The 15091-nt window shown below is 53.5% G+C and carries 15 protein-coding genes and 1 pseudogene; 13 read left to right on the forward strand and 3 right to left on the reverse strand.

Going from position 1 to position 15091, the window contains the following annotated elements; translation table 11 throughout:
- Positions 1–37: 37 nt before the first annotated feature.
- Positions 38–961: a TetR/AcrR family transcriptional regulator gene (locus FHS19_RS04905; protein WP_183579395.1), complete on the reverse strand. Its 924-nt coding sequence runs from the start codon at positions 959–961 to the stop codon at positions 38–40.
- Between the two features lie 156 nt (positions 962–1117).
- On the opposite strand from FHS19_RS04905, the gene FHS19_RS04910 reads away from it, so the two are divergent.
- From FHS19_RS04910 to FHS19_RS04950, 9 genes and pseudogenes are all read left to right on the forward strand, one after another.
- Positions 1118–1846, forward strand: coding sequence for an MBL fold metallo-hydrolase (locus FHS19_RS04910; RefSeq protein WP_183579398.1), 729 nt, complete (start codon positions 1118–1120; stop codon positions 1844–1846).
- On the forward strand, positions 1846–2979 hold the full coding sequence (locus FHS19_RS04915) for an AbrB family protein (RefSeq protein ID WP_183579402.1): 1134 nt from the start codon (positions 1846–1848) through the stop codon (positions 2977–2979). The genes FHS19_RS04910 and FHS19_RS04915 overlap by 1 nt, the downstream gene beginning before the upstream one ends.
- Before the next feature lie 211 nt (positions 2980–3190).
- The gene (locus FHS19_RS04920; RefSeq protein WP_183579405.1) at positions 3191–3895 is read left to right on the forward strand and encodes a Crp/Fnr family transcriptional regulator; all 705 of its coding nucleotides are present in this window, start codon (positions 3191–3193) and stop codon (positions 3893–3895) included.
- 49 nt (positions 3896–3944) lie between these two features.
- Positions 3945–4538 (forward strand): peroxiredoxin family protein, encoded by a 594-nt coding sequence (locus FHS19_RS04925; RefSeq protein ID WP_183579408.1) that lies wholly within the window; start codon positions 3945–3947, stop codon positions 4536–4538.
- A gap of 171 nt (positions 4539–4709) precedes the next feature.
- Positions 4710–5039, forward strand: a complete 330-nt coding sequence (locus tag FHS19_RS04930; RefSeq protein ID WP_376771820.1) for an ArsR/SmtB family transcription factor — start codon at positions 4710–4712, stop codon at positions 5037–5039.
- Between the two features lie 100 nt (positions 5040–5139).
- Positions 5140–5649: an SRPBCC family protein gene (locus tag FHS19_RS04935; RefSeq protein WP_183579414.1), complete on the forward strand. Its 510-nt coding sequence runs from the start codon at positions 5140–5142 to the stop codon at positions 5647–5649.
- A gap of 45 nt (positions 5650–5694) precedes the next feature.
- Positions 5695–6036 (forward strand): DUF1801 domain-containing protein, encoded by a 342-nt coding sequence (locus FHS19_RS04940; protein ID WP_183579417.1) that lies wholly within the window; start codon positions 5695–5697, stop codon positions 6034–6036.
- Positions 6037–6481: 445 nt separating this feature from the next.
- Positions 6482–6715: pseudogene (locus tag FHS19_RS04945) on the forward strand (SDR family NAD(P)-dependent oxidoreductase); the annotation flags it as partial.
- A 419-nt stretch (positions 6716–7134) separates the two neighbouring features.
- Positions 7135–7920: an arylamine N-acetyltransferase family protein gene (locus tag FHS19_RS04950; protein ID WP_183579420.1), complete on the forward strand. Its 786-nt coding sequence runs from the start codon at positions 7135–7137 to the stop codon at positions 7918–7920.
- Positions 7921–8027: 107 nt separating this feature from the next.
- Here FHS19_RS04950 and FHS19_RS04955 read toward each other — a convergent pair whose 3' ends face one another.
- Positions 8028–8822, reverse strand: coding sequence for an SDR family NAD(P)-dependent oxidoreductase (locus tag FHS19_RS04955; protein WP_183579423.1), 795 nt, complete (start codon positions 8820–8822; stop codon positions 8028–8030).
- 340 nt (positions 8823–9162) lie between these two features.
- Between FHS19_RS04955 and FHS19_RS04960 the strand changes: the two genes are divergently transcribed.
- From FHS19_RS04960 to FHS19_RS04970, 3 genes are all read left to right on the forward strand, one after another.
- Positions 9163–10080, forward strand: a complete 918-nt coding sequence (locus FHS19_RS04960) for a CPBP family intramembrane glutamic endopeptidase (RefSeq protein ID WP_183579426.1) — start codon at positions 9163–9165, stop codon at positions 10078–10080.
- 239 nt (positions 10081–10319) lie between these two features.
- The gene (locus FHS19_RS04965; RefSeq protein ID WP_183579429.1) at positions 10320–11714 is read left to right on the forward strand and encodes an MATE family efflux transporter; all 1395 of its coding nucleotides are present in this window, start codon (positions 10320–10322) and stop codon (positions 11712–11714) included.
- Between the two features lie 55 nt (positions 11715–11769).
- Positions 11770–12669 carry an NAD(P)/FAD-dependent oxidoreductase gene (locus FHS19_RS04970; RefSeq protein ID WP_183579432.1) on the forward strand — a complete coding sequence of 300 codons (900 nt, stop codon included), beginning with the start codon at positions 11770–11772 and terminating at the stop codon, positions 12667–12669.
- Between the two features lie 105 nt (positions 12670–12774).
- Here FHS19_RS04970 and FHS19_RS04975 read toward each other — a convergent pair whose 3' ends face one another.
- Positions 12775–13188 (reverse strand): hypothetical protein, encoded by a 414-nt coding sequence (locus tag FHS19_RS04975; protein ID WP_183579435.1) that lies wholly within the window; start codon positions 13186–13188, stop codon positions 12775–12777.
- 621 nt (positions 13189–13809) lie between these two features.
- Here FHS19_RS04975 and FHS19_RS04980 point away from each other — a divergent pair.
- Positions 13810–14958 (forward strand): serine hydrolase domain-containing protein, encoded by a 1149-nt coding sequence (locus tag FHS19_RS04980; RefSeq protein ID WP_246426418.1) that lies wholly within the window; start codon positions 13810–13812, stop codon positions 14956–14958.
- The last annotated feature ends 133 nt before the right edge of the window (positions 14959–15091 follow it).

A 15091-nucleotide genomic window follows, 5' to 3' on the forward strand; every position in this document is an offset into this window, starting at 1 on the left:
ATTCAGAAGAACCGCAAAAAGACAGTCCGCCAGGCCCTTATGCCTGATCCGGACTGTCTTTTTGCGGTTCCAACGTATGGTTCAGCATGAGACCCAGCTGTCTCACGTAAGGTCGCAGCTCGTCGAGGGAATCCAGGAAGCTGGTATACACCCGGACCAGGGTTCCGTTCGGTTTGTCCTGCTCCAGCTGCTCCCGAAGCAGATCGATCACTTCCAGCAGCTCTTTCTGAATCCGCTCCGGCTGCGGCAGCTCTTGAACCTTTTGGGCAAAATACTGCAGAAACTCACCCAGGTTCGCGCGCCGGGTCGGAAGGTCCACCGGATTGATGTCGTTAAAATAGGCGCTTGATACCTTGAGAATCGGGACCGGCTCCTTATCGATCAAGTCGCGGATGACCGCATCCATCCGGTCTACGCAAAACCGGGCCAGTTCCGCCATCGGGCAGGCGATGGCCGTTTGGACGGCATGGGACAAATATTCCCGTGACATGCCGCGGTAGATCGCCACGATATCCCCAAGATAAGGGGAGATGGAATCGCCGTATGCTTCGTAGAAGCAGTCGCGGTGCCATGTCAGAAACGCTGCGCGCTTTTTTTTCCATTCTACCTGGAAGTTTTCGTTAGCGGTGATCGGCAGCTCTTTGAACTCGCTCGTAAAAAAATGGTTTTCCAGCATGTATTGAAGCTGAAACTCGACCTTGTGCCGCAAAATTTCCTTCGGCGGGTCCCCCTTCAGCCGCAACGAGCGATCCAGCTCCCGGGCCTGCTCAAACATCGTTCGGTGTACCTCCACAAAGACGCCGGTAAACAGGTCCTCCTTGGAGGGAAACACTTTATAAATGCTGCCCTTGGCCATGCCGCATGCTTCCGCTATGTCCTGCATGGAGGCGGCGAAATAGCCTTTTTCTTTAAAAATCCGCATTGCCGTATTGACGATCTGCTGCTTTTTGATTTGCTCCATCCTTACCACCCCTACACATTTTGACATGATGTCCGCTAAGGGTCAACAAAGCAATTGACACAAAAAACTCATGAGTCATATAATGAACTAGCGAGTTTTATGCGGATATTTAAGCTGACAGGAGGTGAGCCAAAGCGAGAAGCTTTGGCGCGAAGCATGAAAATTTCAGATCAGATTGAAATGTTGGAGCTGTCCCTTCCGATGGGCGACCGGGAGATGGTGATTCATCCCGTGGTCATCCGGGATAAGGATTCCTATGTATTGGTGGACACGGGGATGCCGGGCTGCTACGACAAAATCGTGGAGCTTATGTCTCAGGCCGGGATCGACCCCGCCGCCCCTCATTCCATTATTCTTACCCACCAGGATATCGACCATGTGGGCAGCCTGCCTCAATTTAAGGGCGCGGGCGTGGAGGTATACGCTCATGCGGAAGATCAGCCTTACATCGACGGACTCAAACCAATGATTAAATTTAGCGCGGACCGGAAGAAAGGACTGCTGGAGTCGCTGCCGGCCCAACTGGCCGAAGCCTTTGAGGCGACCTTTTCCGGAAAGGTTACCAATGTGACCCGCCTTCTTGCCGACGGGGAGAAGCTGCCTTTTGGCGGGGGACTGACCGTCATTTATACACCGGGCCATACTCCTGGGCATATCAGCTTGTATCACGAGCCTAGCAAAACATTGATTACCGGAGACGCCATGGTCATAAACAACGGCGAGCTGCAGGGACCGAATCCCCCGGTGACACCGAATATGGACGAAGCGATGCAATCAATCACCAAATTCAAAGCTTATCCAATCGAAAACGTCATCTGCTATCATGGCGGTCTGTACCAAGGGGATGCCGGGGCGCGAATTACCGAATTGACTGAGAGTCTGTAATGACAGACACCGCAAGCTTGAACAACAGCAGTTTGAAGAACAACAAATGGCTGCGGTTTTTGGTGACCTGCGTGTTTGCCGTCATCGGCGGATTCGTCTTCCAATGGATCCATATGCCGATTCCGTGGCTGCTGGGCTCCATGGTTTTTGTCATGATCGGCTCCAAGCTGTTTAAAGGCGTTACCTTCTTCTGGCCGGGGCAGGTGCGAAATACGGGGATGATCATCATCGGTTATACGATGGGACTGTCCTTCACCATGTCCACCCTGAAGCAGATCGGGCATCAGCTGCCGACGATGGTGCTGTTTACGGCATTGCTGCTTGTCGTTGCCGCCATCATCGCCTTTATGATCGCATTTCTGTCTGGCATCCCGTTTCCTACGGTGTTGATGGGCAGCATTCCCGGCGGGCTGAGCCAAATGATCACGCTGGCGGAGGAAGTGGAGGGAATCGATTTGACGGTCGTGACCTTCCTTCAAGTGTCGCGGCTGATCATGATCATTTTCTGTGTGCCTCTTTTGATTTTCAGTCCGCTGTTCCATACCTCGGGATCGCGTGCATCAGGAGCCGCCTCTGCGGTGCAAACGGCCGATTGGTCCGCCTTGTTTCCGCATATTTGGCTCTTTGCGGTCGTATGCGTAGTATTTGCGTTGGTTGGCAAGCGAATCAAATTTCCGACAGCCTTTCTGCTGGGGCCGATGATCGGCACCATCCTGCTCAATTTATCGGGATATGAGGGACATTCGCTTCCGCCGGTTGTTCTGAGCCTGTCGCAGCTGATGATGGGCGGGTATATCGGGCTGCTGCTCAAACCGGAAAACTTGAAGCATAAGGTGAAAATCATTTTGCTCGCCATTTTGAGCGGTGTCGTGCTGATCGCATGCTCCCTCGGGCTCAGCGTGCTGCTGACCAAGTTTCACGCGATCACGGAAGTAACGTCATTTCTGAGCCTTTCGCCGGGCGGCATGGATCAGATGGCGCTGATCGCCAAAGAAGTGAACGGGGATCTGTCGGTCGTCACCTGCTACCAGCTGTTCCGGACCCTGTTTATCTTTTTCGCCGTACCGCCGCTGCTCAGGATGATCTTCAGGTCGATGCTCAAAGGGAAACAATTGGCTAACAAGCCAATGTGATCTTGTGATCTATCTTCAGCGCAACCATCATGTTTCTTCAATTCAACCAGCCATTGCATTTCAGCCTTGGCTGGTTTTTTGCGTCTCTACGCCAGCCGTCGCATACGTAAGTTAATTCTGCGAAAACTGCTGTATTATTCTTTTGCTGCTGCCGGATATCTTCTATACTAAAGTCATGATAGGGTTGACCTACTTGGGAGGAACAAAGCGCATGAGCAAATCTCATGAATGGATTGACAGGCCGGTCCAGGTATTTCCATGCCTGACGGCGGTTTCGCCTGAAGAGTGGCGGGAGTCCGAGCCCTTTACCCGGCGTTTTAGCGCCAAATCGCGAATATTCTACCGGGATGATGCTGCGGCTTACGGTATGTTCCTGCTCAGCGGAACCGCGAGGATTACGGTGATCGGCGAAAATGGCTCGGAATCCGTCATCAACCTGCTGACGGCGGGAGAAATTTGCTCACTCTTGGTGCTGAGCGGTCTAAGCGGGCGCGAATATCCCGGCGAGCTGACTGCCGAGACCGAAGTGGAAGTACTGTTTGTGCGGAAAAGCAGCTTTATGCGTTGGGTGCAGGTATACGAGCCCATACGCGCCACGGTGTTCGGCGGTCTGCTTGACGGCATGTTGCGCATGGTGGAACGGACGCAGCAGCGCCATAACCTCCCGCTCGACAACCGACTTGCAGGAGCGTTGCTGCGAATGACGGCCGGGGAAGCGCCGGCGGTTCGCATCACCCATCAAGAGCTGGCCGAAGAGGTCGGGTCGGTTCGCGAGGTCGTGACAAGGGCTCTTGCCCGGTTTCAGCGTAACGGGTGGATTGAAACCAGCCGGGGAACGGTCCGTATTTTGCAGCGCAAGATGCTGGAAGAGAAGTTTGGTGACCTGGTCACAGAGGAATCCGGAGCTTCCTGCTAAAGTGGGCTCATGCATCCCATGCATAGATGATCCATGAGGAGGAATTTCCATGACCAGCCTGCTGATGACCGGGGACAAAGCCCCGCTTTTCCAATCGCTCGACCAGCACGGTAATCCAGTTTCGCTTGACCAATTCCGCGGCCGCAAGGTGCTGCTGTCGTTCTTCCGCAACGCGGCATGCGCCATGTGCAATCTGCGCGTTCATCAAATGATTCTGAGGTACCCTGACTGGCAGCGCCAAGGCCTTCAAGTCATCGCGTTATTTGAATCGCCGGAAGCGAACCTGTACAAGTATGTGGGTACGCAGCAGGCGCCTTTTTCACTGATTGCCGATCCGGGCGCCGATGTCTATAGCCTATATGGCGTGGAATCGTCGGAATCCAAGACGGAAGCTACATTAGCGCTGCCGAATGTACATCAACTGGCAGAAGAAGCGGCGGCGGCGGGTTTTCCGCTCACACCTGAGGAGGGGGCTAATTTTCACCGCATTCCGGCCGAGTTTCTGATCGATGAAGAGGGGATCGTAAGGACCGCATATTATGGAAAGCTGATTACCGATCACCTGCCTTTCGAATGGGTGGATCGGTTCGCAGCGTCCTCCCCTGACGAGGCACAAATGGAGACAGAGAATCGGCAGCGCTAACGGCCTCTGGAAACAAGGCGATCCAATCCCTTAACGGGGGGCAGAATTGCTTGGAACCAACACAGTCAAAGCAGCAGTTTTCTTGCTTTGGCTGTTTTTAATTTTGTTTTCTTAAATTATTCCTTGAAAGGAATATTCCGTCGTGGTAATATTTGGTCAGGAGGCATGAAGATGAACACGACAACTTTGACCGCGCTTGCTGAGCCTAACCGGCTGCATATTATCGAGCTCATTCGCGACCGTGGCCCCCTGACCATCGGAGATATCGCAAATCGGCTGGAACTCAATCAACCCCAGACATCCAAGCATGTCCGGGTTCTTCACGAGGCCGGCCTCGTTGAAGTGCAGCCTGCCGCCAATCGGCGAATCATTAAGCTGCGTACCGAACCATTTCAAGAGCTGGACCATTGGCTTGAGTCTTTCCGATCGATGTGGGATGACCGTTTGGACCGCCTGGATGAATACCTGCGGGATATCCAGGGGCGGGATCACTCGGATTGACCGGTATGCATGCAGAGAGTTGGGCGTTATAGCGCTTCTCTTTGAGCAGATGGACGCTATGAATCCAATACATTTGTCATAAGCGAAGGAGGAAATGAAGATGAGCGATAACCGTGCGACAGACAGTAAGGTGATGATTACCCGGGTATTTGATGCTCCGCGTGAACTGGTGTTTCAAGCGTGGACCGAACCGGAGCGTCTGGCACAGTGGTGGGGACCGAAAGGGTATGAGCTGCACGTCGCCAAGCTGGATCTTCGCCCAGGAGGCATTTTCTTGGGAAGCCAGCGCTCTCCCGAAGGGCATGTGATGTGGGGGAAATTTGTTTACCAGGAAATTATCGCTCCCGAAAGGCTAGTCTTTATCCAGTCGTTTTCGGACGAAGCAGGAAATACCATCCGCGCTCCGTTCAGCGAGCAATGGCCGCTGGAAGTCATTAATGAACTCACGTTGACGGAGAGCGACGGGAAAACCACCATGACGCTGAGCGGCGGGCCGTTTAATGCCACAGAGGAAGAGCGCGCGGCTTTTGAAGGAATGCGTCCTCATGTCCAGGAAGGGTTCGTTGGAACATTCGATCAACTGGACGCCTATTTGTCTCAGAAGAAGTAGTGGATTTGACGAAATCAGACTTAGGATAGGAAGGAAGTGGCATGATTGAATCCGGAAGTTACTGAATTTATTGAGCGACTTCAACTGCCTTGGCAGATCGAAGTATGCACCAAGCTTCGTGACATGGTTCATCAATCGATTCCAGACGTTGAAGAACGGGTGCAGTACAAAAAACCGCATTTTCTGAAAAATGGTCATTATGCTGCGGTCATTTCACCTTCGAAGGATGCGGTCGCATTTATGATCATGAATGCGGAAAGCCTGGATCTTCCCAAAGGGCAATTCGATGGACCACCGGAAAGAAAATGGATGAAAATTCGCGATGGCGAGTCTGCCGACTATGATATGCTCTCAAAGTATCTGATCCAGGCTTCAAGCGGACTATAATATCCGGCGTTCGGTCTTGAGTTATTTGATTAATCCCTCATATGGACCCCAAAAACATCGCGTATGTCGTGATGTTTTTATCTTTTAAACTCTAAGATGAGCTCCTTTAAGTTTGCATGGATGTCTCCAGTTCTTGCAGGTCATGTTTTAGCCACTCCATAAAACGGCGGGAGACGTGTGAATGGGTCTTTTCCTTGCGCTGGATGACGCCCAGGTAGACAGGGCCAGGATCGGGCAGATCGAAGTCCAAAATGGCGATATTGTCCCTGCGGAAGGCCGGCTCGTTCATGAACGAAAAATTGAGGCCGGTAGTCACGGCTCCGTGATTCATGCATGCCCTGAGGATCAGATCCCGATTATTGGTGGTAAAGAGCACGTCTACCGGGCCGTAACGGGACTGAAAGTCGTCCATATACCACTTTACATAATCGTCGTTATAGAGGACGACGGTGCAGCCAAGGGCATCCGGATCAATGCGGTTTGCCCGTGATATATCGACACGCCCCTCATTCAGGGAAGGGACGAAGCGATTACCGCACATCTGACCGCCCTTCATCCAATGGGGCGGTTTGGCAAGCCGGAGGAAGTCGCCAAAGCCGTGCTGTTCCTGGCAAGCGAGGATGCTTCCTTTATCACGGGTGCCAGCTTGCTGGTCGACGGAGAATACACGGCGGTATAAGAAGAGTACCTGCTGGGCATGATAGAGTACTAAGCCGATATAGCGCAGAATACGGAGTAGGGACACCCCTTGAATGCTCCTGTTCTGCGCTTTTTTTGCATCAAGCCATGCCTGAATCACACCATGAAATCCGCCAGGAACGCATATATCTTTTTTACCGCGGCTTTATTGGTCTGGTCGCTCTTCTATCAGATCACAACGGGTAAGACAGGGTAGGAGTTTTCGATTTTGCTGATCGGAAATGCCGTGTTTTGGTGGACTCGCGTTTTTTTTAAAAAGCGGAAAACGGAGTAAACATCGCGAGCAGTAGAAGGTATAGCAACCGTGCTATCGAAATTAGCTGTATGGCTGATATTCCGATGCATGCATGAGGCAGCATGGATAAGCTCAGCACTATAAGAGCAGGGAGGTAGCTCGTTGTGACGAACCATCCATCGCCGACACCGGAGATTCAGGCTTATCTGGACCGGATCGGATTCCAGGGTAAGGTGGACAATGGGGCAGACACGCTGGCGGAACTGCAGCACTGCCATATTTATAGCGTCCCCTATGAAAATTTGGACATTTTAAACGGTGTGCCCTTATCGCTTAACATCCCGGATTTATACGAAAAAATCGTCGTGCGCCGGCGCGGCGGGTACTGCTTTGAGCTCAATGCGCTCTTTGGCTGGCTGCTGGGCGAACTGGGATTTCCCGTGACCCACTATTTCGCCAGATTTTGGCGCGATGAGGATAACCTTCCCCCGAAGCGCAGGCATCATGTGCTTCAGGTCGAAGCGGAAGGCGCCCGGTATTTGTGTGATGTCGGGGTAGGCGGAAATGTTCCGGGGAGGCCCGTGCTGATCAAGGAGCATCTGGAACAGCCGCAGGGAACCGAATGCTACCGCCTGGAACGGGATCCGTTCTTCGGCTGGCAGCTGATGGAACGTAAAGGGGAGGATTGGCGGCTCATCTATTCGTTTGCCGAAGAGCCCCAGCTGCCGCGGGATTATGCGATGGCCTCCTTCTGGTGCGAGCATGCTCCGGAATCAATTTTCAGACAAGGGCCCATGGTGTTTATCCGCACGCCGGAGGGGCGGAACACGGTTGCTGGCGACGAATTCCGGATCTTTGCCGGTACAGAGGTGCGCATTCTGACTCCCCGGACACCGGAAGAGAGGCAGGAGGCGTTCAAGCAGTATTTTGGCATTGTCCTCCCTGAATAAAATGCAGGACTGCTCTTGTCAGGATTGAGACGAGGCAGCCGGATGACAAAAAGTGCCGTCTCCCTTTGGAAGGGGCAACGGCACTTTTTTGCGGTTCGTGGTACACGTTAAAATACGCTCCGGACTAACCCGCCGTCGATCCGCAGCGCGGCCCCGTTGATCGCGGAGGAGAGGGGGCTGCTGATGAACGTGACGAGGTGGGCAATTTCCTCCGGCCGGATCAGCCGCTGAATGATCGAGGTCGGCCGGTTTTCCTGCATGAAACGCTGCTCAGCCTCCCGGATCGTTAACGACTCGCCCGGATACAAGGTATCGAGCATTGTCTTAACCCCCTCCGTCAGCGTAGAGCCGGGCATCACGGTATTGACCGTCACGTTCGTCCCTTTGGTCAGCTCGGCCAGGCTGCGGGAGATCGACAGCTGCATCGTCTTGGTGGCGCTGTAATGCGCCATCTCCTGCGACGGCATGACGGCGGCTTCGCTGGCGATAAAAATAATTCTTCCGCGGTCCTGCTGCAACATGCGTTTCAGGTAATGCCGGCTCAAGCGGACACCGCTCATAATGTTGACCTCAAAGAAGCGGAACCATTCCTCATCCGGGATATCGAAAAATTCAGCCGGTTCAAAAATGCCCAGATTGTTCACCACAATATCGACATCCGGATGCTGCTCCATCAAGGTGCGGCAGCCTTGTTCCGTGCCAAGATCGGCGACTGCGGGAATGAGCTCGGCGCCGGCATGCCGTCCCCGGATTTCTTCGATCGTTTCGTTGACCTTGTCTCCGCGGCGGCCGTTAATCAAAACCTTGGCTCCTTCTGCAGCCAGTGAAGAGGCGATCGCCTTGCCAATGCCGGAAGTGGAACCGGTGACAAGCGCGGTCTGTCCAGATAGCTGAAGCTCCATAATGATACCCTCCTTCATCAGAATCCCCAAATAGGATCCCTACAACTTGTCCTTTTATACCACTATGTTCCAGTTTTTGATTCAACGTGTCAAGCCCGACGCATCGTCGAAAAGATCAAAAGTTTCGAACATCCGTCCCTTCCAGCCGCAGCAGGGGCGGTGTCTTCGCTTGTTCAGATTTATTTCTAGCAAAATGGCTTGCTTGATCTATGAAAAATGGGTCGCGTACCAGGAACACATCATACGTGAGCTTACTATATATATCAATGTCAGATAGAAGCGTTCTGACAGACTACGGTTTACTCAGAAAGGAGAATCCGCCATTTTCAGATTAACCGACATGTCCCGCAGGAACGCATTATTATTGCGGTTCTTCCGCGATCATGAGGGCAGAATCCGGCTGTTCTGGCGTATTGTGCTCGGCTGGCTTGCATTTGTCGCCGGGCTGGGCTTAGCCGTAACCGCTGCGACGGCTGCAGGCGCTTATGGTTTTCCCACCTTGGGCCTGCAGGTCATTCTAGCCGTCGTGACCACAGGCGTAAGCGTGCCCCTGATTTATTTGTTGAGGCGATATGCCGACAGGCGGCCATGGAGCGGCCTGGGACTGAGCTCTCCGCCGTCCGGTCTGCCGTACTTTCTCCTCGGAGCAGGTTTCATGGCGCTCCTTGCCGCAGCCTCCCTGCTGATCGGCAGCGCATTAGGCTGGCTCGAAGTCGTCGCTCTGCATCTTCCTGTACCTACGCTGTTCGTGATGTTGATCAATACGGCCATCGCTTTTTTCTATGAGGCTTTTCCCGAAGAGATTTCCTTCCGCGGCTATTTGTTCCGCAATCTGAACACGCGGTTTCCGCTCTGGCTTGCCCTGCTGCTTCAGGTCGCCCTGTTTGTGCTCGCGCCGGTGGCTCTCACCGCATTCATGGTAGCTGCAGGGATCGCCACATGGGATCAAGTTACAGCCGACTATATCATCAACTTGATTGCCTTCGGCACGCTGCTGCAAATGTGCCGTATTCTATCGGGCAATCTGTGGATGAACATCGGCTTCCACGTGGCATGGCTCGAAATGGTCCGATACGTCGTCGTGCCGTCCTCTTCTGCGCTCATCGAAGTGCAGTACAACTCTCCGCTCGGCGCATACCTGGTCAATATCGGCTCGGTCGTCATTGGCATCATCGTGCTGCTTACTTGGTCGCTCCGCAGGAAAAACCGGGTGGACTGGAACCGGATTGAGCCGGAAGACGTTAAGCAGGCGGGGTAAGAATAAGCATAATCCGATAAAGAAAGATCGAATGAGGCGGGCTCTATGGGAGCCCGCTTTCAACGTCTGCGCAGGGAGGTGTAGACGTGCGGTATTGTGAGCAATCCGGGGGAATGGCGGGCTGGGAGGATTCCGGGCATGGTTTTCCTGTACATTTCCACCGTTTTCCTGCCTTGTGCGCTCCTTTTGGCTGAGAATATAATCAGCTTATTACACGACATATCGAAGAAGGAGAAGTCATGGGAATATGGGTGCGTGAACGGTCGTTTTACAGCATGTTTTTCCGGTTAACCGTACTGATCGGACTGCAGAATATCATTACGCTTGGCGTCAACTTGTCGGATAACCTGCTGCTAGGGGGATACAGTGAATCCGCGCTGTCCGGGGTTGCGCTGGCCAACCAGATCCAGTTTATTTTGCATATGCTGGTCATGGGCGCGGCCGAAGGGCTGGTCATTCTGTCCTCCCGGAATTGGGGCGCCAAAAATATAGACGCCATCAAACGGGCCTCCAGCATCGGGATGCGGATCGCCCTGGCTGTAAGCGTGATCATGTGGGCGGTCGTTTTTTTCTTCCCCCACGGCTGCCTGTCGCTGTTTACGAACGAGCAGAACGTGATAATCGAAGGGGCGAAGTATTTAAAGATCATTTGTTTTTCGTACATATTTTTTGCGGTGACCAACATTTTGCTGGCGGCGCTCCGCAGCGTCGAGGTCGTGCGGATCGGCTTTCTCGTTTCGCTGTCCACCTTGATCATTAATGTGTGCCTGAATTACCTGCTGATTTACGGACACCTGGGCTTCCCGCGCCTTGGGGTGAGCGGTTCGGCCATCGCCACACTGAGCGCAAGGGTGATCGAATGCGTGATCGTCCTCACCTTCGTGAAGAAGTTCGATCAGCGGATCCGCTTTAAGCTGAAAGATTTTTACAGCATCGACATGTCTTTATTCAAGCAGTATCTGCGGATCGGTTCGCCCGTGCTGATGGCCAACCTGCTGTGGGCCGTATCGATGGGCGCCCAGACTGCTATCCTGGGGCATATGGGCGAGGCGGCGATCGCTGCCAACAGCGTGGCGAATACGATTTTTCAGCTGGTCACAGTCATTACTTACGCTTCGGCCAGCGCGACGGCGGTCATCATCGGCAAGACGATCGGGGAAGGGAATACGGGAAAGGTCATTTCCTACAGCAAAACGCTGCAGCTGCTGTACTTGATCATCGGCGTACTGACCGCGGTGCTGCTGTTTGCCGTGAAGGGCGTCGTCCTCGATTTGTACGCGATTTCGGAGAGTGCCAAAACGCTGGCTCTGCAGTTTATGACCATTCTGTCGGTGACGGTCGTCGGTACGGCATACCAGATGCCAGCCTTGACCGGCATTGTGCGCAGCGGAGGAGACACCAAGTTTGTGCTGTATAACGATTTTATTTTCATGTGGCTGATCGTGCTGCCGGCTTCGGCGCTGTGCGCGTTCGTGTTTGACCTGTCGCCGGTCATTACATTCATGTGCCTCAAATGCGATCAAATCCTAAAATGCTTTGTCGCGATCGTAAAAGTGAACAGGTACCGCTGGATCCGGGTGTTCGACGAGCGGGGCGGCAAGTCCCAGGACGCCGGCGGCAATGTCGCGACCTGATGCAGGGTATCACCATCCGTCAGCGGCCCTAATGGGGAAGGAGGATTCGCTTAAGATGATATGGGACTGCGCGATTATCGGCGGAGGACCCGCCGGACTGAATGCCGCTTTGGTGCTGGGGCGCTCCCGCAGGACGGCGGCGCTGATCGATAATGACCAGCCGCGAAACCGGGTCACGCTGGTATCGCATGGCTATCTGACGCGGGACGGCGTCCGCCCCGAACAATTCCGAAACTTGGCTTATGAGGAGATCGGGAGATATTCGACTGTTCGCCGGTTCAGGGCGACGGCACTCGAGGTGAGCCCCTCCCGCGGTGCTTTCCGCGTGATCACTTCGATGCGGGAAGAAGTGTGGGCCAGAACGCTGATTCTGGCTACCGGGCTGCACGAAACGCTGCCCCGGATTCCCGGTGTAGAGCCATTGTATGGAAAAAGCATCTTTAATTGCGTTTACTGCGACGGCTACGAGCTGCAGGACCGGCCGTTGTTTGTGCTGTCGGAGCAGCCGGGACTGTATCACTTCGTCAAGACGGTACATCATTGGAGCCGGGATCTAATCGTACTGACGAACGGCAAGCCTGTTCTGACGTCCGTGGAAAAGGAAAAACTCCGGGTCAAGGGCGTGCCGGTCGTGGAGGAGCCGATTCATTCGTTCCGGGGAGACGAGGGGCGGTTAACTGAAGTTGTCTTTCACAGCGGTGCCTTTGTACAACGGACCGGAGGCTTCATTGTACCCCATTGGTCGCAGAAGGCTCCCTTTGCGGCACAGCTGGGCTGCCAGCCCGACGGGGCGGGCGGCATTGCCGTGGATGAACTAGGCAGAACGAGCGTGAAGGGTGTGTACGCCGCCGGCGATACAGCCCGCTTCGGGCCTTCGCAGCTGATCATTGCTGCAGGACAGGGGAGCAAAGCCGCGATGGCAGTGAATGCGGATCTGATCGATGAGGAGTTTTGATACGAATGATGCTCGCTGTAGAACCAATCACAGCATGTATTAAATCGTATCGTATAAGTACCGCGGGCCATATTTCCGGTTTCTACTTGGGAATATGGCCTTTTTTTAGTAGGGATGTTCCACCCGACCAAGCAATTGATCCGCCACCCTTCGCTCGTCCACTGACAGGTCGCCGGTTTGTTTCAACTGCTCCAATTTCGCCTTGACCTGGGCGGTATCCTGATAGCTCAATCCATACGTCAGATGGGATACTACGGACTCCATTTCGGATGGAGTTTCCAATCCTGCTAGTGCTTCAATGAACTTGGACGGTTCCCGCGTGTACAGTTCAGCCAGGATGGCGTCGTAACTCTCGGTAAGCGCGCCATCCGTGCCGTTCTCCCCCCTGATGATATCAGGATAATCTCCGACTGCGATCATATCTGCGTGGTTATAAAGATACTCAACGGTCTCAAGCGACTGATGGCTGCTGATTTGGTTATACTCATTCCAATCGACACCCGCAATTTGGCGCATCATTTGAGCCACTTTCTCTTCATCGCTGATGCCTATCCGGGAATAGATTTCATACAGCGCTTTTTCCGCGGAGATCTTTCCCCCTCCTTTGGGAGTGACGGCTGCTTGTGAGGAACCGTCCGTCCCGGATGGGCCGGCCGAATCGGCGGTATGCTGCTTCGAAGTGTTTGAGCTTGGCGCAGACCCTTAAGTGACGTCATTTGAATCTGAAGAATCGGTACAGGCGCTGAGCAAGCCGCACAGAATGGCTCCCATGACAAACAACGCAAATATATGCTTCATCAGAAATTTCAACCCTTTCATGTATATCTGGATATATTTCCCAGACGGTTTAAGTAGAAAAAGGCTGCTCAAAGGATATTCCCGATTCTTTATAAAATTTGACTATATTTATTTTTGGCGTTGAGGCACTCGTAATTCTCTGCTACAATTCCAAGCAGAAAGGCGGTCGATCTCGATGGCAAATCAATTTGCCAGTATGCCAAGCGGCTCATGCAAAGCCTATTCATAGGGCGAACCTTTGCATGGGCGGACGATAAGTTGAACAGTTCGCCCTCAGGACGTTTTATTGGATGGGCTTTGCACCTTATTTTTTCATTTTAAATAATAAGGGAGTTGAATGCATTGACCAATCCATTGATAAACAAACGGCAGCATCTCATAAATCTTCAAACCCAGGTCCAGCGGCTGCTGGATGAACTTGCGAAAGACGATATCGGTGCAGGATTCCAAGCAGCAACCTACTGGCACGGTGAACTGGTCGTGAATGCTTTTTCAGGCAGCGCCGATGCCTTAGGACATAACCCCGTCCATCCGGATACGCTCTTCGTGATGCAGTCCTGTTCCAAAGGTGTGATTTCCACTGCGATTCATATTCTCGCCGAGCAGGGCAAGCTGGGGTATGATGAGCGGATTTCTCATTACTGGCCCGAGTTCGGAGCGAATGGGAAGGAAGAGATTACGCTTCGTCAGGTTCTGACTCATACGGCAGGCGTTCCTTTGATGCCTGCGCACGCGGATATGGAGCTGGTGACCAACTGGCAGGCGATGGTATACGAGATGGAACAGTTACAACCCATCTGGGAACCTGGAATCAAGGCGGGTTATCACGGTTTGACCTTTGGATGGATTTTAGGGGAAACGGCTGCCAGAGCGGATGGCCGGGCGATTGGCCAGATCGTTCAGGACGAGATCTGCAAGCCACTAGGAATGGACAGGGAGCTGTACTTAGGGGCCACAGCGGAAACCCGGATCGCCGAAATTAGCGGCGAAGCCGTACCTATTGCTTCCATGCCCGATGAGATGCTGTTCAAGCGGGTGCTGCCTCCGGCCCTGGTTCCGGTTGCCAATCCGGAGTGGAACTCGGCTTGCTTCCATTCAGCAGCCGTACCAGCCGTCAATGCCGTCGCAAATGCTCAGGCTTTAGCGCGCATGTATGCTTCACTGATTGGCGAGGGCGTGGACGGCAGACGCCTGCTCAAGCCGGCCACCATAGCCGAAGCAGCGCGGCTGCAATTTGAAGGGATCGACGAAGTTGCGCTCGCTCCTGTTCGGTTGGGGCTGGGCTACTCGCTTAGCCAAGACGGTGATGTCATGGGCGGCAGCCGGGCGGCTTTCGGTTATGCCGGATTGGGCGGTATGATCGGATACGCCGATCCGTCGAACGGCCTTGCCGTTGCAGTACTGTGCAACAGGATGAAAGTTGGCCGGGGAGACCGTTCACCGGATCGGCTGGTAACGGATCTGATTCGCGAGAAACTGTGTCACAGGTAAATTGAATTTTTGCTACATTCGAAAGGCCCGTCTCAATAGCAGCCGGGCCTGTTTTTTTATTCTCGAACGGCGGTTTCAAGATGAATAAGCGGCCAAAAACACTTTATCAGCAAACCTGATAAAACCTATAAGA

Source organism: Paenibacillus rhizosphaerae (assembly GCF_014192015.1).
GTDB lineage: Bacteria > Bacillota > Bacilli > Paenibacillales > Paenibacillaceae > Paenibacillus_AQ > Paenibacillus_AQ rhizosphaerae.

What these genes read in the sequence shown, in the direction of transcription:
- FHS19_RS04955 (WP_183579423.1), bottom strand. Translation starts at nt 8,822, where the DNA reads ATGGAGCTTCAGCTATCTGGACAGACCGCGCTTGTCACCGGTTCCACT.
- FHS19_RS04935 (WP_183579414.1), top strand. Translation starts at nt 5,140, where the DNA reads ATGAGCGATAACCGTGCGACAGACAGTAAGGTGATGATTACCCGGGTA.
- FHS19_RS04910 (WP_183579398.1), top strand. Translation starts at nt 1,118, where the DNA reads ATGAAAATTTCAGATCAGATTGAAATGTTGGAGCTGTCCCTTCCGATG.
- FHS19_RS04975 (WP_183579435.1), bottom strand. Translation starts at nt 13,188, where the DNA reads ATGATGCGCCAAATTGCGGGTGTCGATTGGAATGAGTATAACCAAATC.
- FHS19_RS04965 (WP_183579429.1), top strand. Translation starts at nt 10,320, where the DNA reads ATGGGAATATGGGTGCGTGAACGGTCGTTTTACAGCATGTTTTTCCGG.
- FHS19_RS04925 (WP_183579408.1), top strand. Translation starts at nt 3,945, where the DNA reads ATGACCAGCCTGCTGATGACCGGGGACAAAGCCCCGCTTTTCCAATCG.
- FHS19_RS04930 (WP_376771820.1), top strand. Translation starts at nt 4,710, where the DNA reads ATGAACACGACAACTTTGACCGCGCTTGCTGAGCCTAACCGGCTGCAT.
- FHS19_RS04915 (WP_183579402.1), top strand. Translation starts at nt 1,846, where the DNA reads ATGACAGACACCGCAAGCTTGAACAACAGCAGTTTGAAGAACAACAAA.
- FHS19_RS04920 (WP_183579405.1), top strand. Translation starts at nt 3,191, where the DNA reads ATGAGCAAATCTCATGAATGGATTGACAGGCCGGTCCAGGTATTTCCA.
- FHS19_RS04970 (WP_183579432.1), top strand. Translation starts at nt 11,770, where the DNA reads ATGATATGGGACTGCGCGATTATCGGCGGAGGACCCGCCGGACTGAAT.
- FHS19_RS04960 (WP_183579426.1), top strand. Translation starts at nt 9,163, where the DNA reads ATGTCCCGCAGGAACGCATTATTATTGCGGTTCTTCCGCGATCATGAG.
- FHS19_RS04905 (WP_183579395.1), bottom strand. Translation starts at nt 961, where the DNA reads ATGGAGCAAATCAAAAAGCAGCAGATCGTCAATACGGCAATGCGGATT.